The 22075-nt window shown below is 72.1% G+C and carries 23 protein-coding genes and 2 tRNA genes; 19 read left to right on the forward strand and 6 right to left on the reverse strand.

The features are described 5' to 3' along the window. Positions 1 to 7: 7 nt before the first annotated feature. The 9 genes from ACT7CP_RS02330 to ACT7CP_RS02370 all read left to right on the forward strand — a co-directional run bounded on the left by ACT7CP_RS02330 (position 8) and on the right by ACT7CP_RS02370 (position 8375). On the forward strand, positions 8 to 1270 hold the full coding sequence (locus ACT7CP_RS02330) for an LCP family protein (protein WP_445443225.1): 1263 nt from the start codon (positions 8 to 10) through the stop codon (positions 1268 to 1270). Positions 1271 to 1453: 183 nt separating this feature from the next. Continuing rightward, a complete protein-coding gene (locus ACT7CP_RS02335) occupies positions 1454 to 1876 on the forward strand; it encodes a hypothetical protein (protein ID WP_445443226.1) in 423 nt (140 codons plus the stop codon). A gap of 82 nt (positions 1877 to 1958) precedes the next feature. Beyond that, on the forward strand, positions 1959 to 2432 hold the full coding sequence (locus ACT7CP_RS02340) for a hypothetical protein (protein WP_445443227.1): 474 nt from the start codon (positions 1959 to 1961) through the stop codon (positions 2430 to 2432). Positions 2433 to 2464: 32 nt separating this feature from the next. Then, the gene (locus ACT7CP_RS02345; RefSeq protein WP_445443228.1) at positions 2465 to 3298 is read left to right on the forward strand and encodes a hypothetical protein; all 834 of its coding nucleotides are present in this window, start codon (positions 2465 to 2467) and stop codon (positions 3296 to 3298) included. Beyond that, complete coding sequence (locus ACT7CP_RS02350; protein ID WP_445443229.1) at positions 3295 to 4002, forward strand: ABC transporter ATP-binding protein; 708 nt, start codon at positions 3295 to 3297, stop codon at positions 4000 to 4002. Before ACT7CP_RS02345 ends, ACT7CP_RS02350 begins: the two co-directional genes overlap by 4 nt. Beyond that, on the forward strand, positions 3999 to 5180 hold the full coding sequence (locus tag ACT7CP_RS02355; RefSeq protein ID WP_445443230.1) for an ABC transporter permease: 1182 nt from the start codon (positions 3999 to 4001) through the stop codon (positions 5178 to 5180). Before ACT7CP_RS02350 ends, ACT7CP_RS02355 begins: the two co-directional genes overlap by 4 nt. Positions 5181 to 5580: 400 nt before the next feature. Further along, positions 5581 to 5672, forward strand: a tRNA-Ser gene (locus ACT7CP_RS02360). A gap of 123 nt (positions 5673 to 5795) precedes the next feature. Beyond that, the gene (locus tag ACT7CP_RS02365; RefSeq protein WP_445443231.1) at positions 5796 to 7256 is read left to right on the forward strand and encodes an aminotransferase class I/II-fold pyridoxal phosphate-dependent enzyme; all 1461 of its coding nucleotides are present in this window, start codon (positions 5796 to 5798) and stop codon (positions 7254 to 7256) included. A gap of 63 nt (positions 7257 to 7319) precedes the next feature. Continuing rightward, positions 7320 to 8375 carry a LacI family DNA-binding transcriptional regulator gene (locus tag ACT7CP_RS02370; protein WP_445443232.1) on the forward strand — a complete coding sequence of 352 codons (1056 nt, stop codon included), beginning with the start codon at positions 7320 to 7322 and terminating at the stop codon, positions 8373 to 8375. 28 nt (positions 8376 to 8403) lie between these two features. Here the strand turns inward: ACT7CP_RS02370 and ACT7CP_RS02375 are convergent, their stop codons facing one another. Then, positions 8404 to 10020: a hypothetical protein gene (locus ACT7CP_RS02375; RefSeq protein WP_445443233.1), complete on the reverse strand. Its 1617-nt coding sequence runs from the start codon at positions 10018 to 10020 to the stop codon at positions 8404 to 8406. Between the two features lie 293 nt (positions 10021 to 10313). On the opposite strand from ACT7CP_RS02375, the gene ACT7CP_RS02380 reads away from it, so the two are divergent. The 3 genes from ACT7CP_RS02380 to ACT7CP_RS02390 all read left to right on the forward strand — a co-directional run bounded on the left by ACT7CP_RS02380 (position 10314) and on the right by ACT7CP_RS02390 (position 12551). Further along, positions 10314 to 11012, forward strand: a complete 699-nt coding sequence (locus tag ACT7CP_RS02380) for a ThuA domain-containing protein (protein ID WP_445443234.1) — start codon at positions 10314 to 10316, stop codon at positions 11010 to 11012. A gap of 17 nt (positions 11013 to 11029) precedes the next feature. After that, positions 11030 to 12106 carry a Gfo/Idh/MocA family protein gene (locus ACT7CP_RS02385; RefSeq protein ID WP_445444006.1) on the forward strand — a complete coding sequence of 359 codons (1077 nt, stop codon included), beginning with the start codon at positions 11030 to 11032 and terminating at the stop codon, positions 12104 to 12106. Positions 12107 to 12197: 91 nt separating this feature from the next. Then, on the forward strand, positions 12198 to 12551 hold the full coding sequence (locus tag ACT7CP_RS02390; RefSeq protein ID WP_445443235.1) for a hypothetical protein: 354 nt from the start codon (positions 12198 to 12200) through the stop codon (positions 12549 to 12551). Positions 12552 to 12604: 53 nt separating this feature from the next. On the opposite strand, the gene ACT7CP_RS02395 is transcribed toward ACT7CP_RS02390, so the two are convergent. Next, positions 12605 to 13960 carry an alpha-amylase family protein gene (locus tag ACT7CP_RS02395; protein ID WP_445443236.1) on the reverse strand — a complete coding sequence of 452 codons (1356 nt, stop codon included), beginning with the start codon at positions 13958 to 13960 and terminating at the stop codon, positions 12605 to 12607. A 189-nt stretch (positions 13961 to 14149) separates the two neighbouring features. Between ACT7CP_RS02395 and ACT7CP_RS02400 the strand changes: the two genes are divergently transcribed. Further along, positions 14150 to 14222, forward strand: a tRNA-Arg gene (locus tag ACT7CP_RS02400). Between the two features lie 112 nt (positions 14223 to 14334). Here ACT7CP_RS02400 and ACT7CP_RS02405 read toward each other — a convergent pair. From ACT7CP_RS02405 to ACT7CP_RS02415, 3 genes are read right to left on the reverse strand one after another with little or no spacing between them, the layout of a single operon-like run. Beyond that, positions 14335 to 14607: a response regulator transcription factor gene (locus ACT7CP_RS02405; RefSeq protein WP_445443237.1), complete on the reverse strand. Its 273-nt coding sequence runs from the start codon at positions 14605 to 14607 to the stop codon at positions 14335 to 14337. Further along, complete coding sequence (locus tag ACT7CP_RS02410) at positions 14604 to 15671, reverse strand: hypothetical protein (RefSeq protein WP_445443238.1); 1068 nt, start codon at positions 15669 to 15671, stop codon at positions 14604 to 14606. The genes ACT7CP_RS02405 and ACT7CP_RS02410 overlap by 4 nt, the downstream gene beginning before the upstream one ends. Beyond that, positions 15668 to 16081 (reverse strand): PadR family transcriptional regulator, encoded by a 414-nt coding sequence (locus ACT7CP_RS02415; protein ID WP_413962297.1) that lies wholly within the window; start codon positions 16079 to 16081, stop codon positions 15668 to 15670. The genes ACT7CP_RS02410 and ACT7CP_RS02415 overlap by 4 nt, the downstream gene beginning before the upstream one ends. Before the next feature lie 163 nt (positions 16082 to 16244). Here ACT7CP_RS02415 and ACT7CP_RS02420 point away from each other — a divergent pair, with 163 nt between their 5' ends. The 5 genes from ACT7CP_RS02420 (at position 16245) to ACT7CP_RS02440 (ending at position 19995) form a co-directional block, all read left to right on the forward strand. Then, the gene (locus tag ACT7CP_RS02420; protein WP_445443239.1) at positions 16245 to 16565 is read left to right on the forward strand and encodes a DUF6412 domain-containing protein; all 321 of its coding nucleotides are present in this window, start codon (positions 16245 to 16247) and stop codon (positions 16563 to 16565) included. Positions 16566 to 16705: 140 nt separating this feature from the next. After that, positions 16706 to 17431, forward strand: coding sequence for a YidC/Oxa1 family membrane protein insertase (locus tag ACT7CP_RS02425; RefSeq protein ID WP_445443240.1), 726 nt, complete (start codon positions 16706 to 16708; stop codon positions 17429 to 17431). An 85-nt stretch (positions 17432 to 17516) separates the two neighbouring features. Beyond that, positions 17517 to 18428, forward strand: coding sequence for an alanyl-tRNA editing protein (locus ACT7CP_RS02430; protein ID WP_445443241.1), 912 nt, complete (start codon positions 17517 to 17519; stop codon positions 18426 to 18428). A gap of 123 nt (positions 18429 to 18551) precedes the next feature. Next, on the forward strand, positions 18552 to 19085 hold the full coding sequence (locus ACT7CP_RS02435; RefSeq protein WP_445443242.1) for a hydophilic protein: 534 nt from the start codon (positions 18552 to 18554) through the stop codon (positions 19083 to 19085). Positions 19086 to 19221: 136 nt separating this feature from the next. After that, on the forward strand, positions 19222 to 19995 hold the full coding sequence (locus ACT7CP_RS02440) for a lysophospholipid acyltransferase family protein (protein WP_445443243.1): 774 nt from the start codon (positions 19222 to 19224) through the stop codon (positions 19993 to 19995). Between the two features lie 283 nt (positions 19996 to 20278). Here the strand turns inward: ACT7CP_RS02440 and panD are convergent, their stop codons facing one another. Next, positions 20279 to 20695 (reverse strand): aspartate 1-decarboxylase, encoded by a 417-nt coding sequence (panD, locus tag ACT7CP_RS02445; RefSeq protein WP_413962303.1) that lies wholly within the window; start codon positions 20693 to 20695, stop codon positions 20279 to 20281. Positions 20696 to 20968: 273 nt separating this feature from the next. Here panD and ACT7CP_RS02450 point away from each other — a divergent pair, with 273 nt between their 5' ends. Further along, positions 20969 to 22045 carry a YihY/virulence factor BrkB family protein gene (locus ACT7CP_RS02450; protein WP_445443244.1) on the forward strand — a complete coding sequence of 359 codons (1077 nt, stop codon included), beginning with the start codon at positions 20969 to 20971 and terminating at the stop codon, positions 22043 to 22045. Positions 22046 to 22075: the final 30 nt, after the last annotated feature.

The raw sequence follows: 22075 nt of genomic DNA on the forward strand, positions 1-22075 counted from the left end.
GACCCGCATGAGCGACGCGCCCCTGCGCCCCCGGCGAACCGCCACCGCACCCGTCATCGCCCGCCACGGCCGGCTGCCACGGCCCCGGGCGGCCCGCACGCTCCTCGTCGGGTCGGCGATGGCCCTCGCGGTGCTCCTCGTCAGCGGCTTCTCCATCATCACCATCGCGGCCTGGGACCTGAACAGGTCGGTCCAGGCGAACACCGTCGACATCAGTGACGGCACCGAGCAGACCACGGTGGGCGTCGGCGCGCTCGACGGCGGCTTCAACGTGCTGCTCGCCGGATCCGACACCCGCCAGGGCCAGGGCGACGGCTACGGCAAGACCGACGGCGCGCTCAACGACGTGAACATGGTGCTGCACGTCTCCGCCGACCACTCGCAGGCCACCGTGGTCAGCCTGCCGCGCGACATGGTCGTGCCGATCCCCTCGTGCGAGCGCAGCGACGGATCCGGCATGGCGCCCGCCATGTCCGCCCAGCCCCTCAACACGGCGCTCTCCGACGGCGGGCTCCCGTGCGTCGCGAAGACCGTGGCGCAGTTCACCGGCCTCGACATCCCGTACGCGGCGCTCATCGAGTTCAACGGCGTCATCGAGATGTCGAACGCGGTCGGCGGCGTCCCCGTCTGCCTCGCCAGCCCGCTCAAGGACAAGCGCACCGACCTCGACCTCCCCGCGGGCGTGACCCCGCTGCAGGGCAAGCAGGCCCTCCAGTTCCTCCGCACGCGCCACGCGGTCGGCGACGGCAGCGACCTCGCCCGCATCAGCAACCAGCAGGTGTTCCTCTCGGCGCTCGTCCGCACCATGAAGCAGTCGAGCACGCTGTCGGATCCCACGCGCGTCTACGGCCTCGCGAAGGCGGCGGTCGACAACATGCAGCGCTCCACCTCGCTCGACTACCAGACCATGGCGTCGATGGCGCTGGCGCTCAAGGACATCCCGCTCGACCAGGTGCGCTTCCTGCAGTACCCGGGCACGACGAACGGCACCGGCGTCTACGCGGGCAAGGTCCAGCCGCTGAAGACGGACGGCGACCAGGTCATGCAGCTGCTCAAGGCCGATGCGCCGTTCGAGGTCAAGGCGGGCAACACGGGGCTCGGCGCCGTGGCGGAGAAGCCGTCGCAGCCCGCTGCCACGCCCGCCCCCAGCGCGTCGTCCGGCGCGACGGGCGGATCCGCTCCGGCCGCGTCGTCGCCGACCGTGCTTCCGGAGGCCGTCACGGGCACCGACGCCGGCACGGTCACGTGCTCGAAGGCGTTCAAGGGGTGAGCTGTTCCCCCTGCCGGATCGATGTCGATTTCTCGTCCGAGTAATTCCCGCTGGATTTCCCGCTCAATATAGAATCCCGACGAGCGTGTCAATGGCCTGTCGCCCGGGGAATGCATCTGATGTGATGTGCATCGATGGTCCCGTCCGGGCCGTCCTCCATAATTCACTCAAGTGAGGAATATCATGAATCGATCTCGTGCGCGTCGGGGTGCCCTGGCCGTCCTCGGAATGGCGGCGGTGGCGTCATTCGCGCTGACGGCTTCGCCGGCGATGGCGGACACCACCACCGTCGGTGGTGACCTGAACCGGAGCGGATCCCTGGTCCAGTACGACTACACGCGCACCCACACCTTCGAGGGTCCCATCAGCCTCGGCGTGACGCAGATGCCGGGTTCGAACGTCCTGCGCCTCGGGCTGCGCAACATGAACGCCTCGGGAGGGCCGCAGTTCACCGATTCCGTGCAGTGGAACGAGAACGCGACGAAGGAATTCACCTCCAGCGGCACCACGACGATCCTGCGATCGACGCGCTTCGCCTTCCAGGGCCGGATGGGCTCGTGCAGCCTGTTCTGCGGCGTGCACTGGGAAGGCACCCTGACCTATTGAAAGCCGCGGGTGCGACGGGTCGGGATCGTTCCGACCCGTCGCACCGGCGTCCGTCCCACTGGATTCTGAGGAATGAAGGAAAATGAGAACCACGATCTCCGGCCTCGTCATCATCGTGGCGTGCGCCGCATTCACGGGATGCTCGTCCGGCGACGGCACCGAAGGCGGGTTCACGTCGCGCGACGCGATCAACGACTCGTTCCGGGGAAGCGTCTCCGAGCTCCAGTTCCCACCCGGCACCACGCCGCCGACCGCCGTCCCCGGCATCGACGCGGACTCCGCGGGAACGTCGTATCAGAGGACCTACGGCGACACCCGGGCGCACTACGTGTGGCAGTGCGCGTGGGAGAAGGAGTGGCTGGACACGAGGGCCACGGATCCGAATGCCGCCGCCGCCGCACTGGAGCAGCTGGGCAAGGCGCCGGACATGCCCTACCTCGCCGACCCCCAGCGGACGGATGACGCCACGAGACGCATCTTCCGGGAGAACCTCGACAAGGCCGCGCTCGGCGATCCGAGTGCCATGCAGGAGGACGTGGACGTGAACTGCTCATGAGGGACCGGGCCCGGGGTCGTGAGACGTGGGCGGTGTCCGGTGCGATGGGACTCGCGCTCGTCCTCGCCGGTTGCGCACCCGCGACCACGTCGGAGACCGCGCCGGCGGCCTCCGCCCCCTCCACCGTGCAGGTCACCACGAGGGACCTCGCGCCGGTCATCTCCTTGACCGGATCCGTCACGGCGACCGCCACCTTCCAGGTCCTGGCCCCGCAGGGCGGTCAGGTGCAGTTCTCCTCCGGCATGCGGAGCGGCTCGCGGATCGCGGCAGGTGGCATCATCGCCACGGTGGGCGGTGCCGAGGTCCGCGTACCGGTCGAGGCGGTCGTCGGCGACCTCCGAGCGGCCGCGGGGGCGTCCGTGCCGGATCGCTACCCGCTCGCCACGATGTCCTACTCGGGCTTCGCGGTCGCGGGAGCCATCGAGCCGAACCTCTCGTGGCTCCTGCTCTCGGCCCCGCTGACCGGTCGCGGGCAGATCTCCGCGGGTCCCGGCCCGTTCGACTGCGCCGCCGTCGTGACCTCGGCTGGTGCCTCCCCCGCGGATGCCACGGGTTCGTCCGGTGCGGTCGACCCCGCCAGCATGCTGTGCCTCGTCCCGAAGGAGGTCGACGCCGCCGCAGGGGCGCAGGCGATCACGGTCCTCACCGCCACGACCGTCGCCGCGGCCACGGTGCTCCCGCTGTCCGCGGTCGCGGGCCGCTCCGGCTCGGGGCAGGTGACGGTGGTCGACGGGGACGAGCGCCGGCCGACCTCGGTGGCGCTGGGGTCGAGCGACGGGCAGTACATCCAGATCCTGTCCGGCGTGACGCCGGGGCAGGTGGTCGACGGGACGGCGCCGAACCTGAGCGACAAGCGGATCCCGTGACGGAGGTCCTGGTCGCGCGCGGTCTCCGGGTCGACGTGCCCCTCACGCGCAAGCAGTCCTTGACGACCGTCGACGGAGTGGACCTCGTGATCCTGGGCGGGGCGGCCCACGCGATCGTCGGGCGATCCGGGTCGGGCAAGACGAGCCTCCTGTCCGTCCTCGGAATGCTCGACGCGAGGTTCACGGGGGAGCTCCGCCTCGGCGGCACCGTTGTGCGGGAGCTGTCGGACGCGGCACGCGCACGACTCCGCAACGAGCGGATCGGCTTCGTCTTCCAGTCCTACTCGCTCATGCCGCAGCTCACGGCGCTGCAGAACGTCCTCCTGGCGACGGAGTACGGGCAGAGATCGCGTCGCGGGGGCGCGAGGGCGCGTGCCGACGCATCCCGCCGCGCCCTCGACCAGGTGGGGCTGTCGGCCAAGGCCACGGCCTTCCCGAGGCAGCTCTCGGGCGGCGAGCAGCAGAGGGTCGCGATCGCGCGCGCCCTCGTCAACGAACCCCAGCTCATCCTCGCCGACGAGCCGACCGGGGCGCTGGACGAGTCGACCGGCGAGCAGATCATGACGCTGCTCATCGATCGGGCCCGGCGCGCGGGTTCGGCCCTGGTGATCGTGACGCACGATCCGCTGATCGCCGCGCGCTGCGAGCGGCGCTTCTCGATGAGCGCCGGGCGGCTCGAGCAGGTGGCGGGCGAGGTCCGGTGAGGTCGGCCTGGAAGGACCTCCGGCTGAACCCCCTGCGTTCGTCGCTCACGGCCCTCAGCCTCTTCATCGGGATCCTGTCGATCGTGATCATCGTCGTCGGCGGGGCGATCGCGCGCGACTACCTGGTCGCGGTCGCCGAGCAGCGCGACGGACGGCTGCCCACCGAGGCGATCGGGATCGCCGTCGATCCGGCGACGGACGTGAGCGGCGTCCGACGCCTCATCGAGGATCTCCCGCAGTCATCTCGACGGGCGGTGGCGGCGAAGCTGGACCTGGCCGCGCCGCTGGACGTCGCCCCCATCCCCCCTGCCCGGCAGGCGGTCGTCCCCGGCGGCATCCAGGCCGTGCTGGTCGCAGGCGACCTGCCGGGAGTCCGTCGGCTGCCGCTGGTAGCGGGGCGGTGGCTGTCGACGGACGAGGCGACCGCGCCGTTCGAGGTGGTCGTGAACGAGGAGGCCGCGCGCACGCTCGGTGCCGCAGGCTCCGGCGTCAGCCTGACGGGCGCCCGCGACGGGGTCGCCTCCACGGGGCTCGTGGTCGGCGTCGTCAACGACGGCGACGACTCCCAGGCGAACGCGTACGTGAAGGCGGCCCCGCTGCTCGCCTACGCACCGCAACTGGCGCACGTCACGGGGATCCAGCTCCTCTGGCACGCGCCCGACGACACGGAGGCCGACATCGCGTCGGCGGCGGCCGACATGTCGGCGGATGCGGGATTGGGTGCGCCCGAGACCCCGCGGCGCGTCGACACCGTCCGGACGTACCTGGAGCCCCTGGCTGCCGTCCAGGCCATGTTCGGCGTCGCGGCGGGGCTGGCGCTGCTGGTCGCCGCCGTGGGGATCGTGAACGTGGGGCTCTCCAGCATCCGCGAGCGAGCGCGCGAACTGGTGATCCGGCGGGCGCTCGGCGCGACCCGCGGCCAGGTCTTCCGCCTCGTCATGGCGTCGTCGGTCCTGCTCGCGGTGATGGTGGCGGCGGCGAGCGTCGCCGTGAGCGCTCTCGTGGTCGGCCTGGTCCCGCGCTTCCTCCCGCCGGACACGCCCGTCACCGTGCCGCCGTATCCCTGGTCCGCGGCGGCATGGGCCCTGGCGGTCTCCGTGCTCACCGCCGTGGTGAGCTCGTCGATCCCCGCGTGGCGGGCGGCGAGGGTCGAGCCCGCGACAGCGCTCCGCGAATGAGCGGGCGGAGTCGTCCGCCGCAGGAGGGCGACGGGCCCCGCCGCACACCCTATGCAGCGGGGACCCGTCTATCTCGTTCAGCTTTCGACCCGAATCCTCCGCCGGACGAGAATCTCGTTCTCGCCCACGGGGGGCTCGCGACGTCGTCGCGGGCGTGGGGGTGAGCGGCGCCGGTTCGGGGGATCCGGGACCGCGGCCACGTGGGCGAGCGGGACATCTCTGGGCTGACACATCGACACGCGGGGGGTAAGCCGGTCGGGTCCGGCACACGCGTCGAGAGAGACACTACGTGTCCGCCATATGGAGGACAACCGCGACGCACCCCCCGTTCGGGCCCGGGCGTCCCCGGGCGGGGATGTCGAGGAGGCCTCCGCGTCCGGTACAGTGGACGGGTACGTCTGGAGACGTCGCATAGTTCGGCCTAGTGCACCACCCTGCTAAGGTGGAGTACCCGTATGGGTACCGTGGGTTCAAATCCCACCGTCTCCGCCATCGCCGCCGTCGCGGCCCTCTCCGCCCGGGTCTCCCGCCTGGTCCTCCGGCCGCTCCGGCGCATGGATCCGCCCCCGGCGCAAGGCCCTTGGGCAGCGGCGCGGCCCGAGGTTCCGTGGACGCATGGATCATCAGCGCGCACCCGTCCTCGAGGCCATCGCCGAGCACCGCCGGCTCGACCGCTACGGCTTCACCCCGCCAGCGCACCGGCAGGGACGCGGCGTCGACCCGCGCGTCCTCGAGGTGCTCGGCCTGCAGGCGTTCCAGAGCGACCTGCTCGCGTCGTCCGGCATGGACGACCGCTCGTCCTCGCGCGGCATCCTGCAGGAGGCGCAGGAGCTCCTCGCCGACGCCGTGGGCGCCGATCAGACGTTCTTCTCCACCTGCGGCAGCTCCCTGTCCGTCAAGGCCTCCATGCTGGCCGTCGCCGGCGGCGACGGCGACATCCTCATCGGCCGCGACGCCCACAAGTCCGTGACCGCCGGGATCGTCCTGTCCGGGCTCCGGCCGCGGTGGATCTCCCCCCGCTGGGACGGCGAGCTGCACCTCGCCCACCCGCCGGCACCCGAGGACGTTGAGGCCATGTGGGAGCGCTGGCCGGACGCCCGGGCCTGCCTCATCACGAGCCCGACGCCGTACGGCACCTGCGCCGACATCGCCGCCATCGCGGAGATCTGCCATCGCCGCGGCAAGCCCCTCATCATCGACGAGGCGTGGGGCGCGCACCTGCCCTTCCACGACGACCTGCCCACCTGGGCGATGTCCGCCGGCGCCGACCTCTGCGTGGTCAGCGTGCACAAGATGGGCACCGGTTTCGAGCAGGGCTCGGCGTACCACCTGCAGGGCGACCTCATCGACCCCGTGCGGCTCAGCCAGTGCGCCGACGTGCTCTCCACGACGAGCTCCAACACGCTCATCTACGCCGGCATCGACGGCTGGCGCCGCCAGATGGTGCAGCACGGCACCGCGCTCGTGCAGGGCGCGCTCGACGTCAGCCGGCGGATCCGGCACGAGGCGGAGGGCATCCCCGGGCTGCACGTCCTGGAGGAGGAGCTGCTCGCGGCCGAGTCGTCGCACGAGCTCGACGTCCTGCACGTCCTCATCGACCTCTCCGACCTCGGCATCAGCGGGTACCAGGCAGCCGACTGGCTGCGGTCCGAGCGGCGCATCGACATGCACACGAGCGACCACCGGCGCGTGGAGGCGCTCGTGTCCCTGTCGGACGACGACGGGACGGCGGACCGGCTGCTGGCGGCCCTGCAGGACATGGCGACGGCGTCGAGCGGGTTCCCGGAGCCCGGATCCATCCACCTGCCGCCGCCCGGCGACCTCGCGATGGAGACCGTCATGCTCCCGCGGGACGCCTTCTTCGGGCCCGTGGAGGACGTCCCCGCCGAGGAGGCGATCGGGCGCGTGGCCGCGGAGCAGATCACGCCGTACCCGCCGGGGATCCCCGCGATCCTGCCCGGGGAGCTCATCGACGGCGTGGCGGTCGACTACCTGCGGAGCGGTGCGGGATCGGGCATGGTCCTGCCCGATCCGGCGGACGCGTCGGTGCGGACCATCCGGGTGGTCCGGCGGTGACGCGCGTCGGGGAGCCGGCCCGCGGCGAGGACGGGCGGCTCCCGACGATCTAGCATCACCCACATGAGCGACACGTTTCCCGATGCGCCACGGCGGCCCGGCCCCGATCCCGACCACGGCGCGGGCACCACCCTCGGCCTCATCGCGCGCGAGGCGAACGTGTCGATCGGCACGGTCAGCAAGGTCCTCAACGGGCGCAAGGGGATCTCGCCCGCCACGCGGGCGCGCGTCGAGGAGCTCATGGAGCGCCACGGGTACAGCCGCCGCGGGGCCGAGCGCCCGCACGGCGCGCTCATCGAGATCGTGCTGGAGGTCGTCGACACGGGCTTCTCGGTCGACCTGCTGCGCGGCGTCTCCGCGGTCGCGCGCGAGCACGCGCTGAGCGTCATCGTCACCGAGCACGGCCGCGACACCGCGCTCGACGGCGACTGGATGGCGGGCGTCATGCAGCGCCGTCCCATGGGCCTCGTGCTCGTCTTCTCCGACCTCGCGCCCGCGCAGAAGCGGCAGCTGCGGAGCCGCGGCATCCCGTTCGTGGTCGTGGACCCGGCCGGGTCGCCGGCCGCGGACGTGCCGGCCGTCGGATCCACCAACTGGGAGGGCGGGCACGCCGCGGGGGAGCACCTGCTGGGGCTCGGGCACACCCGCATCGGCGCCATCAGCGGCCCGCCGCACCGGCTCTACTCGCGGGCGCGCATGTCGGGCTTCCGCAGCGCGCTCGAGGCGGCCGGACCCGCGGTCTCGCTCGTCGAGGCGGAGGGCGACTTCGGGCGGAGCGCCGGGCATCGCGCCGGCGGCGGGCTGCTGGACGGCCCGGACCGCCCCACCGCGATCTTCGCCGGCAACGACGAGCAGGCCCTCGGGCTGTACGAGGCGGCGCGCGAGCGGGGGATCCGCATCCCCGACGACCTGTCCGTGCTCGGCTACGACGACCTGCCGTTCGCCCGCATCGTCTCGCCCGCGCTCAGCACCGTCCGGCAGCCCGTGCGCGAGATGGCGGAGGCCGCGGCGCGCATGGTGCTGCGGATCCGCGAGGGGCGCAGCGACGAGCCGACGCGCCTCGACCTCGCGACGGCGCTCGTCGTCCGCGGCAGCACGGCGGCCCCGGCCTCGAGGTAACGCGTACGGACATTTCGCGTCGCATTCGCTACATCGGGATGCGCGAAAGCGCTTGAAGGAGCTCGGGTAGTGCCAAATAGCGCGGAATATGACTCCAAGGGCCGACATGCTGCTGCGCGAGCGCATGGTCGCTGTACAACAACGAAGGGGTAACTACTACGCCGTGTAGAGCGACGCCGCTCAAGTCGTAGTTGGATCCTATGGGGTTAGTGGATAGGAATGAAAGTTTTTGCTCCCAGGAAGTTAATGCGTCGGCGATTCGGCTCCTCGCTGATCGCACCGCTGCGTAGTCCCCATCGTCATAGGCGGCTGTATACTCAAACGCCTTGCAACTGACTAGAACAAGCTGATTGTCAAACTGAACCATGGCATCAATGTCGGTCACGGCATTGCCGTTAGAAAACAACGTTTTACCAATATAGCGCGCATATCGCATATCGGGGGCCCTACCCAGGGTATTATTGATGCTTAATTGAGTGTCGTCTTCGAATGCAAAGCCCAATGTATTAACTGCTTTTCCTCCAGATTTTTCGATCCGGAACCCTCGACTTAGAGTCAGTCGTATTGCAAACATGTCAATTATCCAGAACTCTTTGGCTTTCAAGAGTGGCAGCCCGATTGGTGCCCTCAATTCCTGCGGGCCGGCACGAAGGACTTTCAACAGGTCATGATATGTTCTCGGAAAATATGAAGTCAAAATTGAGGGTCGTTCTTGCCGCGAGTACTTTAGCTTCACGTCGAATGCAATGCGTAGGAGGCGATCACTGATGCGAATATAACCGTTATCTTCTGCGCCGAATCTATGACCGTGACTCGCTACGATTTGCGCGGTCATTTGACCGACTAAATAAGTGGCCGCTATGTACTTCGCGTCTGGCAGCGAGCCTCCGGATGCCGCGACGGTCGGATCGTGCGCATGATCACTAAGAGCGCCGCAGAAAAACCTCCATCTCGATGGCGCTTGATCGATCGCGGCGATTCGATTTCTCGGCTTAAGATATGCGGCCGTTGAATCATCGTCTAATCCGACGGTTAATACATGCGCGTATGGATCGAATTTCTCTTCGATGTGAAAGGCTAGGAAGGGGTGCCACGTCTCTTCGAGGTTACGAAGACGCTTATCGTGTGCCAAAAGTGCGGCGTCTAGGCTCGCATCCGGTTTTAGGCCAGCGAAGCCAGCGCCCGGGGTTCCTAGCAAACATTGGCCCTTTGAAACCCTACGTCGATATGCATCGAAAAGACGTAGGCGATTGGCGGCAGCTAAAAGAATAGCTGTTGCGCGAGCAACGCGAACGGTGTAGTCGACCTCGTGGTTTCGATTCAAATGATTGCGCCCTGAATCGCCGTGGCGCTGAGTCAAGTTCTCGGCCAGGGCAAGCGTCGCGAGCAGCGATCCTTCTGCCGATCCGCCCATTCTCCCCGGATTTATGCGACGTAGGATCCAAAGCCAAGCGGGCGGACTGAGTTCCGAAACGCTGCTCTTGGTCCAGTCCCTGACCCAGGAGCCGACCTTCGATAGATATGCATCGGCGAGCTCCCCTTCTAGCTGTTGCCCCTCCTGCACGTGCAAATCTGCTGGTATGGAGGCTTCAAGTTCTTGGCTAGCTTCGTCAAGAAGAGCATCTAATATACTGTCGGCTGCCATCCAGGATTGCCAGGTTGTCGACTCTTGCGCCATATGATAAACACCTTCCAAGTTTGACTCCTGAGCATGCCACCGCGTCCTGCCACTGCCCAGCGCTCGTGACGCCGGTGCCAGCCCATGCTCGCAACATTTCCGCTTAGGCCAGCCCGGTTGCGATCTGCCTGGACATCGCCGTAGCGTTCGAGGGGCGCCCGGCAGCGGCCGGTCGCGCTCGACGAAGGAGTCGCAGTGATGCAGATGCCCCGCACGTCCGCCACCCCGCACCGCGGGTGCCCGATCCGGACGGCGCTCTCGTGACCGCCGCCCGGAAGGCGCTCGTCGTCCGCGGAGGCTGGGACGGCCACATGCCCGTGGAGACCACGGGCCTGTTCATCCCGTTCCTCGAGGAGAACGGCTTCGAGGTCCGCGTCGAGGAGGGATCGGCCGTCTACGCCGACGCCGACGTCATGGCCGCGACCGACCTCATCGTCCAGGCCAACACCATGACGACCATCGAGCCCGAGGAGATGGCCGGCCTCCGCGCCGCCGTCATCGCCGGCACCGGCATGGCCGGCTGGCACGGCGGCATCGCCGACTCGTACCGGAACACCGCGGACTACCTGCACATGATCGGCGGCCAGTTCGCCCACCACGCGGGCAAGGACCCGGCCGAGCGCACGGGCGAGCAGTCCGACAACTACATCCCGTACACGGTCGAGATGACGGAGCTCGGGCGCACGCACGAGATCACGCGGGGCATCGCCGACTTCGACCTCGTCACCGAGCAGTACTGGGTGCTGAGCGACGAGTACAACGACGTGCTCGCGACCACCACGCAGACGGTGCGGCCGTGGGATCCGTGGCACCGCCCGGTCACCGCGCCCGCCATCTGGACCCGCCAGTGGGGCGAGGGCCGCATCTTCGTCTCCGCCCCCGGCCACCGCATCGAGGTCGTCGAGGACCCGAACGTCCGCACCATCATCGAGAGGGGCCTCCTGTGGGCAGCACGCTGACGCACGACGACGACGCGATGACCCTCGGGATCATCGGCGTCGGGAAGATCAGCGAGCAGTACTTCGCGGCCTTCGAGAACCTGCCGGGCGTGCGCCTCGTGGCGGTCGCCGACCTCGACCTCGTCCGCGCGCGCACCGTCGCCGAGGCGCAGGGCGTGGACGCGCTGAGCGTCGACGACCTCATCGCCGACCCGCGCATCGACGCGGTGCTGAACCTCACGATCCCCGCCGCGCACGCCGAGGTCGACATCCGCGTGCTCGAGGCCGGCAAGCACGTCTACGGCGAGAAGCCGCTCGCGCTCAGCCCCGAAGAGGCCGAGCCGATCCTCCGGCTCGCCGAGGAGAAGGGCCTCCGCGTCGGATCCGCGCCGGACACCGTGCTCGGCACCGGGATCCAGACCGCGCGCGCCGTGCTCGACGCCGGGACGATCGGGAAGCCCGTCGCCGCGAACGCCTTCTGGGGCGCGCCTGGCCACGAGCTGTGGCACCCGGCCCCCGCGTTCTACTACCAGCCGGGCGCCGGTCCGCTGTTCGACATGGGGCCGTACTACCTCACGGCGCTGGTGACGCTGCTCGGCCCCGTCACCCGGGTGCAGGGCGCGTCGCTCCGCTCCGACCGGGTGCGCTCGGCGGCTTCCGACCCCGAGGCGCGGGAGATCCCGGTGACCGTCGACACGCACGTGAGCGCCGTGCTCACGCACGCGTCGGGTGCGGTCTCCACCGTCACCATGAGCTTCGACATCTGGGCGACGCGGATCCCGAACATCGAGGTCTACGGCACGGCCGGCACGCTCTCGGTGCCGGACCCGAACCACTTCTCCGGGCAGGTGCAGGTCGCCACGTCCGAGGACCGGGAGTGGACCGACGTCGAGCCGAGCGCGGGCTTCGTCGACGCGGGTCGCGGCTGCGGCCTCGCGGAGATGGCCGACGCCATCCGCCGCGGCGTGCCGCACCGCGCCTCCGGCGAGCTCGCGTTCCACGTGCTGGAGGTCATGGACGCGATCCTCGACCCCGCCGCGACGGGCGAGATCCGCAGCACCGTGGAGCGCCCGGAAGCCGTCCCGCTGGGCCAGCCGGGACGCTCCGGGGACTGATCCCGGGCCGCCCGCGGGGAGATGGTGGAAAGCCTTCCACAACCCTGTCGCGCGCCCGTTCCTGGGAGCCACGGCCGACTAGCCTGACGCCGTGACCCGCCACTTCTCGCAGTTCCTCTTCGCGCCGTACGGCGACGGGGAGGGGCTGCGCGCGGTGGATCCGCACCCGGCCGACGAGCAGCTGCTCGTCGGCGGCGGTGCGCGGGGGGCCGACGGGGAGCCCGAGGCGGACGCCACGGATCCCGCCGTGTGGCCCGCGCTCGCGGCGGTCGAGTGGCCGCTCACGCACCGGCCGTTCGACGACGACGAGCCGGAGATCGACGACGGGCACTTCGCTCCGGCGGACGAGGATCCGGACGCCGAGGCCGAGGAGGAGGCTGCGGCGCACGCCGCCCGCGCCGCGCTCCTAGCCGAGGTCTACGGCTGGCCGCACCGCGCCGTCTGACGCCGCAGGCGAGGCCGGCGGACGTCCGGCCGGCTGGCCGACTGGCCTGCGTCCTAGGCGCCGGCGAGGACCGCCCACGAATGCGCGGCCAGGCGACCGTCCGCACCGAGCGCGCCCGCCTCGACGCCGCCGTGCGGCCCGCCGACCTCGACCGGATCGTCACCGATGTTCAGCACGAGCCTGAGCGCGTCGGGCGAGCCCGGCGCGACGCCGCCCGCGGCACCCGAGCCCGACGGCCGGAGCGCGATCGTGAGCGCCGTGTTGGTGAGGCCGGAGGTCTCCACGCGCGCGTCGACCAGCCACGCGTGCCGGCGGCGCAGGCCGACGAGCTCCTGGTGGAGGCTCCGGATCCGGGCCGCGTCCGCGTCGTCGGGCAGGTCCTCGGGTGAGGCCGGGTACGCGGGGCGCACGGCGTCGTCGCCGCCCGCGCGGTCCTCCTTCACGCCGGTGAGGCCGCGCTCGTCGCCCGCGTAGATCGACGGGACGCCCGGGAGGAGCAGGAGGAGGGCGATCGCGTGGCCGAGGTGGCGGGGATCCACCGCGGAGGCGATGCGCGTGACGTCGTGGTTGCCGACGAAGGTCTGCGGCGTGACGGAGGTCAGCAGCTCGGCGTGCCGCGTGAGGGTCCAGTCGAGCTCGAAGAGGTTCCGCTCGGCGATCGAGTTGCGGATCGACTTCCACAGCTCGTAGGCCGTGATGGAGTCGATGGTCGACTCGGCCGCGTACCCGGCGTAGTCGCCGTGGATCATCTCGCCCACGAACCAGGCGTCGGGGTGCCGCTCGCGGACGCGCGGCAGCACGGCCGCCCAGAAGGGCGCGGGGACGGCGTAGGCGGCGTCGAGGCGCCAGCCGGCGACGCCCCGGTCGAGCCAGTGGATCATCACCTCGGCGACGTGGGCGCGCACGGCCTCGGAGTCGTGGTCGAGCGTGACGAGCGCGCCGTGGCCCTCGAACCCGACGGGCTCGCCGGCCTCGTCCCAGCGGAACCAGGAGGCGGCCTCGGATCCGGGTCCGTCGGCGACCGCCTGCACGAAGCGCGGGTGGCTGCGGCCGACGTGGTTGAACACGCCGTCGAGGAGGACGCGCACGCCGCGGGCGGAGGCGTCGGCGAGGAGGGCGTCGAGGTCGGCGTCGTCGCCGAGCCGGGGGTCGACCGCCAGGTGGTCGCGCGTGTCGTAGCCGTGCGTCTCGGAGTCGAAGACCGGGCCGAGGAGGAGGCCGTTCGCGCCGAGGTCGACGAGGTAGGGGAGCCATGCGCGGAGGCGCTCGAGGCGGTGGGCCGGGGCGGCGTCGGGATGCGCGGGGGCGCCGACGTCGGGTCCGGCGAGGTCGTCGCGGGTCTGCGGCGCACCCGTGAAGCCGAGCGGGTAGACGTGCCACCAGACGACGTGGTCGGTCCAGGATGCCAAGGGTCGCTCCTCGCGGTTCGGGTCGATCCAGCCTAATCAGCGGGGACCGGCGCGCCCGCCGGGTGCGCGCGGTCGGGCAGGGGCCGGCCGACGGAGGGGGCTCGCGGCGCCGATTCGCGACGCGGCCCGCGAGCATGTAGTCTGTCTCCCGGCCTGATCGCCGCTCGCGGGGATCATCGCCGCACGACTGCGCCCGTAGCTCAACGGATAGAGCATCTGACTACGGATCAGAAGGTTGGGGGTTCGAATCCCTCCGGGCGCACAGCACCTCCGGGTGCGCATCTCTGGTTGAGACAGAATGGAACGGCCCGCCACTGGCGGGCCGTTCTCGTCTCCCGGGTGCCTCGCCCCGCGTCCCCGTCAGCGCATCCCCGTCAGCGCGTGGCTGCCAGCGGCTCCACCACGTGGTTCTCGTACGCCCAGATCGTGGCGTGCAGGCGGTCGCGCACGCCGAGCTTGTCGAGCGTGCGGCTCACGTGCGTCTTCACCGTGGTCGGCGCCAGGAAGAGCCGGCCGGCGATCTCCGCGTTCGACATCCCGCGGGCCACGAGCACGAGGATCTCCCGCTCGCGTGCGGTCAGGCGCGCGAGCTCCGCGTCGGCGCCGAGCCCGGGGGCGGGGCGGCCGTGGTCGAGGAGCGCGCTCACGGGGTCGGCTCCGGGGTGGGTGTGGGCTCGGGGGCGGGCGTCGCATCGGGTGCGGGTGCCCCGTCGGTCCCGGCGCTCGGGGAGGGTGCGGGGGTCGACGTCGCGTCGGTCCCGGCGGGGAGCGTCAGGGCCTTCGCGAACGGCGGGCGCACCGTGCCGGATCCCGCGGTGGCTGACCCGTCGGACAGGGCGAGCAGGTCCCGCTCGAGGGGGAACACGTTCCAGGCTCCGTCCGCGGGCGACAGGTACTCGCCGGTCGTCGGGTCCATCACGCGGCCGTCCTGCTCGACGCCGCTGACCGTCGTGAGGGGCTCGCCGTCCTGGTCGAACAGCTGCACGCGGTCGAGGGGGTTCCCCTCGGCGTCGTAGGCGAAGAGGTTCGTGACCGCCTTGCCGTCGAGCGAGAGCCCCGGCTCCGGGGAGGGTGCGTACGAGGCGTCGACGTAGGGGTCCCGCACCATCTCGTCGATGGCCACGGGGATGAGGACGACGAGGGAGACGGCCGTGATCGCGCTGACGCCCGTCTTCAGCGCCCGGGCGGGAGCGCTGGGGAGCCAACGGCCCCGTCCCCACTGCACGCTGATGACGACGAGCACGAGGAGCAGGGCCCACGCCAGGGGGTTCCCGGGGAGGACCGAGAAGCCCCCGAAGACGACGGTCACGATGCACAGGTACCCCGCCCACGCCCGCAGCAGCCACCACACCGGGCGGAAGAGGATCACGAGGTCGAGGATCGCGGACAGCTCGCCGTTCGCGCGGATGCCCGCGTGCATCGCGCGCCCCCGCTCCCGGATGCCGTCGCGCAGCTGCGCGAGCGGCGACGTCGCCGTCGCCTCGGATGCGCGCTCCGGCAGCCCCGCGGAGGTGCGCAGCTCGTCGGCGTAGCGGACGGGGTCGCCGAGCTCGAGGGCGCCGTCGTGATCCGCGGCCTCCTCCTGCAGGTCGGCCTCGAGGCCGCCCGTGAGGTCGTCGACGTCCTCCGGGTCGAGGTCGTCGAGGCGGGCGCGCACGGCGGCGGCGAAGGCCTGGATGCGGCTGTCGAGGGCGGGGTCTGCGATGTTCACGGCTTCTCTCCGATCGTGCGGATGTCGACGGATGCGGGCACGGGGCCCTCGCCGGCGCCGCCGGCCTTCCGGGTGCGGGGGGTCTCGGGGGCGGGCTCGCCGAGGAGCCCGCTCATGGCCGTCGCGAACGCCGCCCAGGTGGCGCGCTGCCCCGCGAGCAGCTCGCGGCCCTCGGGGTTGATCGCGTAGTACTTCCGGTGCGGCCCGCCCTCCGACGGCACCACGTAGCTCGAGAGCGCGCCCGCGGCGTAGAGGCGGCGGAGCGTCCCGTAGACGGAGGCGTCGCCGACGTCGCCGAGGCCGGCGTCGCGGAGGCGGCGCACGATGTCGTAGCCGTACCCGTCGTCGTGCTGCACGACCGCGAGCACGGCGGTGTCGAGCGCTCCCTTGAGGAGCTGCGTGGTGTCCATCAGCCGGTCTCTCTCATGCGTCGCACAGTATCACGCACTGCGCGGTACCTCGGAGTGCCGTGCACAGCGGCGTGTCCAGGGGCCCGAACGCGGGCGGGCGCGCGGTGCCCGCCGGCGCGACCGCCCCTCGTGCTCCCGCGGACCCCGGTGCTACCGTCGGCGCATGCCCGCCGTCCTGGAGGCCCTCGGCCGCGTCCTCGCCCTCATGGGCGACGTGGTGCTCGGCGGCGCGGGCGTCTCGCCCGCGATCCTCCTCGCGGCCCTCCTCGGCGCCGCCTCCGTGGCCGCGGCCGTCGCGTTCGTGCGCGTCGCCGCCGCCCGCGGGCTGCTCGGATCCGGCACGCCGCCCCGGCGCCCGGACGAGGACGTCGACCTCCCGGTGCTCGTGTCCTCGAGCGATCCGGACGCCGACGGGCACGAGCGCTCGCGAGCCCCGGGCCGCCCGGCGCAGGTCGTCGTGCCCGCGCCGCTCCCGGCCGCCTGACCGCGGCCCGCACAGGTCCACCGCCCGCCCGCGCGCGGAACGGACCGGGCGCGCCCGCATGCGACGACCAGACGGATCCCCCCTCCGCTCTCGTCGCAAGGAACCCCCTGGACCCCACATCGATCGCCCCCGTCCGAGCCGTGCTCGACGGCCTATCCCAGCTCGTCGTCGGCCTCGCCGACCTGATCCACCCGCTCGCCGGCGCCTCCGCGACCGGCGTCGCCGTCATCCTCCTCACCCTCGCCGTGCGGGCCATGCTCGTGCCCGTCGGCGTGGCCCAGGTGCGCGCCGAGATCCAGCGCCGCCGCCTGGCCCCGGCGCTCGCCGAGCTCCGTCGTCGGCACGTCGGGGCGCCCGAGCGGCTGTCCCGCGCGACGCAGGAGCTCTACGCGCGGGAGGGGGCGTCGCCGCTCGCCGGCTGCCTGCCGACGCTCGCGCAGGCGCCCGTGCTCGCGGCCGTCTACGCCCTGTTCGCGCAGGCGCGGATCGGCGGCGAGGCGAACGCGCTGCTCGCCGCGCCCTTCGCGGGGATGCCGCTCGGCGCGAGCGCGGTGTCGGCGGCCGGGCTCGGGCTCCTGCCCGTCGTCGTCTCCGTGGCCGTCCTCGCCCTGCTGGCCGTGGTCGTGGAGGTCCGCCGCCGCGCCGACCTGCGGTTCCAGGGGCCGTCCGCCGTCGCGGATCCGGCGCTGCCCGGCATGGCGGCGACGATGCGGGTGCTGCCGTTCGTGACGGTCGTGTTCGCCGCCGTCGCCCCGCTCGCCGCCGCGCTGCACCTCCTGTCGAGCGCGGCGTGGACGCTCCTCGAGCGGGCGGCGCTGCGGCGGATCCTCGGACGGGCGCGCGCCACGGGGACGGCGCCCGCCTGATCCGCGGGCCGCCGGGATCCGCCGCGCCGGGCGGGCGTCGGGCGCCGGTCTGCGAGGATCGAGGCACACCGAGCCGGGAGCCCCCATGACCTCCATCCCCGCGGGCGCCGTCGCCCTGCCGCCCACGCGCGTGACCTACCCGGCGGGATCCGTCGCCTCCGAGGGCACGGTCCTCCGCGTCGACCGCCGGGACGACGGCACGCTCGCCGTCGTGCTCGACGCGACCGCGTGCCACCCCGTCGACGCGGCCTGGCCGGACCAGCCCGCCGACCGCGCGGTGCTCCGCGTGCGCGGCGCCGGCATCGAGGTGCTCGACTGCCTGGTCGGGGCCGCGGAGACGGATCCCGAGGGCGGCGCGGCCGCGCTGCACGTCGGCGCCGAGGTCCCGGTCAAGAAGGGCGCGGAGGGCTGGTCCTTCGTCGCCGTCCACGTCGTGCCCGGCGACGCCGACGTCCGCGCGGGCGACGCCGCGGAGGTCGCGGTGGATCCCGAGCACCGCCGCGCGCTCTCCGCCGGCCACACCGGCTGCCACCTCGCCTCGCTCGCCCTCGACCGGGCGCTCGCCTCCGCCTGGACCAAGGACGTGGCGCCCGACGCGCTCGGCGCCCCCGGCTTCGACGCGCTCGCCATCGGCACCTCGCGGATCGGCCCGTGGTCGTCGGTGGACACCTACCGCCTCGGCAAGTCGCTGCGGAAGAAGGGCTTCACGCCGGCCGCGCTCCTCGACCACCTGGACGAGGTGCGCGCGGAGGTCGACGCCACGCTCGCCGGCTGGGTCGCCTCGGGCGCCGCGGCCAGGATCGAGCGCGAGGGCGACCTGCTCACCTCGCGCCGCTCCTGGGTGTGCGAGCTGCCCGACGGCACCGCGCGCATCCCGTGCGGCGGCACGCACCTCGCGAGCCTCGCCGAGCTGTCCTCCGTCACGGTGGACCTCGAGGTCGAGGAGGCCGAGGGCGCCGTCGTGGTGCGCATGCGCACCACCTGCTTCCCCGTCTGACCCACCCCGTCGGGGACTCCGGTATCCCCGCACCTCCTCAGTCGGGTACCGTGGTGAGGCGCCGTCCGGCCGACCGGCATCCTCGGTCCGGCGACGGCGCGGCGATGGAAAGTGGTATCGAACGTGGCAGCAACCCCCGCGACGAAGTGCTCGGTCTGCGGCAAGGCGAATCCCGTCGGCATGGCCACGGGCAACATCCTCGACCACGGTCGCAACCACGAGCGCTGCCCGGGGTCGGGCAAGCCGCCCGCGGTGTCGACCAAGCCCGCCTCGGCGGCCGCGAAGTCGGGCACCGCCCCGTCGCGGAAGCCGGCGAGCGAGGCCGCCAAGCGCGAGGCCTCCCGCAAGACCACCCCCGCGAAGGCGGCAGGGCCCACGCGCGGCGTCACCGTGCGCCGCGTCGAGGTCGACACGGAGCGCCTGCGCCTGCGCGAGGAGAAGCTCGAGCGGATCCGCGTGCAGCGCGAGGAGGCGGCCCGCCGTCGCCTCGGCGACTACATCGTGCCGCTCGACGCCGACGGCCAGGAGGTCCCCGAGGCCGAGATCACGCTGGAGACCATGGACGACGAGGCGCAGGCCACGGTCGAGCCCGGCACGTCCAGCGAGGCCGACGTCGCCCCTGCTGCCGACGCGGACAGCGACCGCACCGACGCCTAGCGCGGGGCGTCGCGCTCGCGACGCACCCGTCCGCGGATCAACCCGCCGCCGGCCTCCCGCGCCCCGGACGGAGCGCGGGTGTCCGCCCGCCGTCGGCTCCCGGGATGCGCCCGTCCCGGCCCCGTAGGGTCGGAGCATGAGCCGCCGCACCCGCGAGCCCGTCTACGGGGCCGCCGTGATCCTGGGCCGCGCGCTCTTCGGGTCCCTCCGCCTCCGCCTCGTCGCCGAGGGCCGGGAGCGCATCCCCGAGACGGGCGGCGCGGTCATCGCCATGACCCACTTCGGCTACCTGGAGTTCGCCCTCGTCGAGTGGGCGACCTGGCTGCACGGCCGCCGGCGCATCCGCTTCATGGCCAAGAAGGGCGCGTTCGACAAGCCCGGCGTCGGCTGGGTCCTCCGGCGCATGCACCACATCAGCGTCGACGCGTCCGCGGGCGCCGCGGCCTACGCCGACGCCGTGCGGGCGCTGCGCGCGGGCGAGCTCGTGGGCGTGTTCCCCGAGGCCGGGGTGAGCGCGTCGTTCCGCGTCCGCGAGCTGAAGACCGGCGCCGCGCGGCTGGCTGCCGAGGCCGGCGTCCCCATCGTGCCCGTCGCGGTGTGGGGCGGACACCGGCTCCTCACGAAGAACCGCCGCATCCGCATGCGCGACCGCATCGGCGTCCCCGTGCACATGGCAGTGGGGGAGCGGATCCCCGTGGCGCCCGACGCGGATCCGCGCGACGTCACCGACGCCCTGCGCCTCCGGCTCCAGGCCATGGTCGAGGCCCTGCAGGACGCGTACCCGGTCGACGGCCGCGGCGCGTGGTGGCAGCCGCGCGACCGCGGTGGCACCGCGCCGACGCCCGAGGAGGCGGCCGCCGCGGACGCGGAGCGCGACGAGCGCCGGAGGCGACGCGCCGAGGGCCGCTGATCCCGACGCCGCCGGAGCGGGCCGGCGGGGGAATGAGACCGGCCCGGACCTTCGAGGCCCGGGCCGGACTGCGCACGTGAACGTCTGTTACCCGCAGACGAACCGGCTGGTGCGGTACAGCTCACCCGAAGAGCCGTACCGGATGCCTCCACGGTAGCCGGGGTTCCCCGGTATCCCCCTGGATGCGCGCGAATGTCCCCCGTTTTGGGGGGCCCGGCTTCTGTCCGTCGTTTGGGGGACCCAGTACAGTGGCCGTCCCCCGGAGGAGGGCGGCGGTACCGGATCAGACCGGCTCGGCCAGCGGGGAGCGCTCGAGGCCCGGCGCGGGCGGGGCCGTGGGGTCGGCGTCGACGGCCCGGATGCGGTTCTGCGCGTCCACGTGCACCACGTGCGGCTCGAGCGCGCGGGCCTCCTCCGTGGTCATCTGGCCGTAGGCGATGAGGATCACGACGTCGCCCACGCCCACGAGGTGCGCGGCCGCCCCGTTGATGCCGAGCACGCCGCTGCCGCGCTCGCCCGCGATCGTGTACGTGTCGAGCCGGGCGCCGTTCGTGACGTCGACGATGCTGACGCGCTCGCCCACGAGGATGTCCGCGGCGTCGAGGAGGTCGCGGTCGACGGTGACGGATCCCACGTAGTGCAGGTCGGCGTGCGTCACCGTGGCGCGGTGGATCTTCGCGGTCATCATGGTGCGCAGCATGCGTCCTCCACTGCTCGGGCGGCGTCCGTGCGCGCGTCGGCGGAGCACGGTGATCGCTGTGGCGATCACGAGGGCAACGCGCGGGAGCGGGCGGATGTTCCGGCGGGTGCCGGATCCGCGGGCGCGCGAGGCCCTCGGCGAGCATACGAGACGCGCGCCGGTGCCGCGGACGCGCGCGATCGGGCGGCCGGGGCCCCGACGGGCTAGGCGCGCTGGCCTGCACGGGCCACGCTGGGGAGGGGTACCCGACCCGCGACAATCACGGAGGCACCAGTGGCAGAACGAGACACGGCCGGCACCATCGAGGACCGGCCCCACGAGGACGACGGGCGCAAGCCCGACTCCCCGACCGAGATCGAGAAGCCGTCCTGGAAGTACGTGCTCCGCAAGACCATGCGCGAGTTCGGCTCGGACCAGTGCACCGACATCGCCGCGTCCCTCACGTACTACGCGGTCCTGTCCCTGTTCCCCGCGCTCATCGCGATCATCTCGCTGCTCGGCGTGTTCGGCCAGGGTCAGTCGACGGTCGATGCGGTGATCGAGGTCGTCCGTCCGCTCGCGCCCGACGCCGTGGGCATCCTCCAGCCGGTCATCGAGGGCTTCGTCAACTCGCCCGCCGCGGGCTTCGCGCTCGTGTCCGGCATCGTGCTGGCCATCTGGTCGGCGTCCGGCTACGTCGGGGCCTTCAGCCGCGCGATGAACCGGATCTACGAGATCCCGGAGGGCCGGCCGTTCTGGAAGCTCAAGCCGACCCAGCTCGCCGTGACGGTCATCGGCATCGTGATCCTGCTGGTCTGCGCCCTCATCATCGCGATCTCCGGGCCCGTCACGGAGGCCATCGGCGAGGCGCTGGGTCTCGGCGCGACCGTGCAGCTCGTGTGGTCGATCGCCAAGTGGCCCGTGCTGGCGCTGCTGATGATCCTGCTCCTCGGGATCCTCTACTACGCCACCCCCAACGCCAAGCAGCCGAAGTTCCGGTGGATGAGCCTGGGCGCGGCCCTCGCGCTGCTCGTGCTGGTCGTCGCGTCGGTCGCCTTCGCGTTCTACGTCACGACGTTCTCGAACTACGCCAAGAGCTACGGCTCGCTCGCCGGCGTCGTCGTCTTCCTCCTCTGGCTCTGGATCGCGAACCTCGCGCTCCTGTTCGGCGCCGAGTTCGACGCCGAGCTCGAGCGCGGTCGCCAGCTCCAGGCGGGCATCGCCGCCGAGGAGACCATCCAGCTGCCGCCGCGCGACACCAAGGTGAGCGACAAGAAGGCGGCCGCCGAGCGCGAGGACGTGAAGCTCGGCCGGGGGATCCGGGAGCAGCACGACCGCGAGGAGCGCCTCGGGGAGCGCGACGACGCCTGATCCGCGTCCGCACGACGGAGGGCCCGCGCG

The organism is Clavibacter rahimiani, assembly GCF_052654495.1.

What these genes read in the sequence shown, in the direction of transcription:
- ACT7CP_RS02330 (WP_445443225.1), top strand. Translation starts at nt 8, where the DNA reads ATGAGCGACGCGCCCCTGCGCCCCCGGCGAACCGCCACCGCACCCGTC.
- ACT7CP_RS02335 (WP_445443226.1), top strand. Translation starts at nt 1,454, where the DNA reads ATGAATCGATCTCGTGCGCGTCGGGGTGCCCTGGCCGTCCTCGGAATG.
- ACT7CP_RS02340 (WP_445443227.1), top strand. Translation starts at nt 1,959, where the DNA reads ATGAGAACCACGATCTCCGGCCTCGTCATCATCGTGGCGTGCGCCGCA.
- ACT7CP_RS02365 (WP_445443231.1), top strand. Translation starts at nt 5,796, where the DNA reads ATGGATCATCAGCGCGCACCCGTCCTCGAGGCCATCGCCGAGCACCGC.
- ACT7CP_RS02370 (WP_445443232.1), top strand. Translation starts at nt 7,320, where the DNA reads ATGAGCGACACGTTTCCCGATGCGCCACGGCGGCCCGGCCCCGATCCC.
- ACT7CP_RS02375 (WP_445443233.1), bottom strand. Translation starts at nt 10,020, where the DNA reads ATGGCAGCCGACAGTATATTAGATGCTCTTCTTGACGAAGCTAGCCAA.
- ACT7CP_RS02385 (WP_445444006.1), top strand. Translation starts at nt 11,030, where the DNA reads ATGACCCTCGGGATCATCGGCGTCGGGAAGATCAGCGAGCAGTACTTC.
- ACT7CP_RS02415 (WP_413962297.1), bottom strand. Translation starts at nt 16,081, where the DNA reads ATGGACACCACGCAGCTCCTCAAGGGAGCGCTCGACACCGCCGTGCTC.
- ACT7CP_RS02420 (WP_445443239.1), top strand. Translation starts at nt 16,245, where the DNA reads ATGCCCGCCGTCCTGGAGGCCCTCGGCCGCGTCCTCGCCCTCATGGGC.
- ACT7CP_RS02430 (WP_445443241.1), top strand. Translation starts at nt 17,517, where the DNA reads ATGACCTCCATCCCCGCGGGCGCCGTCGCCCTGCCGCCCACGCGCGTG.
- ACT7CP_RS02440 (WP_445443243.1), top strand. Translation starts at nt 19,222, where the DNA reads ATGAGCCGCCGCACCCGCGAGCCCGTCTACGGGGCCGCCGTGATCCTG.
- panD (WP_413962303.1), bottom strand. Translation starts at nt 20,695, where the DNA reads ATGCTGCGCACCATGATGACCGCGAAGATCCACCGCGCCACGGTGACG.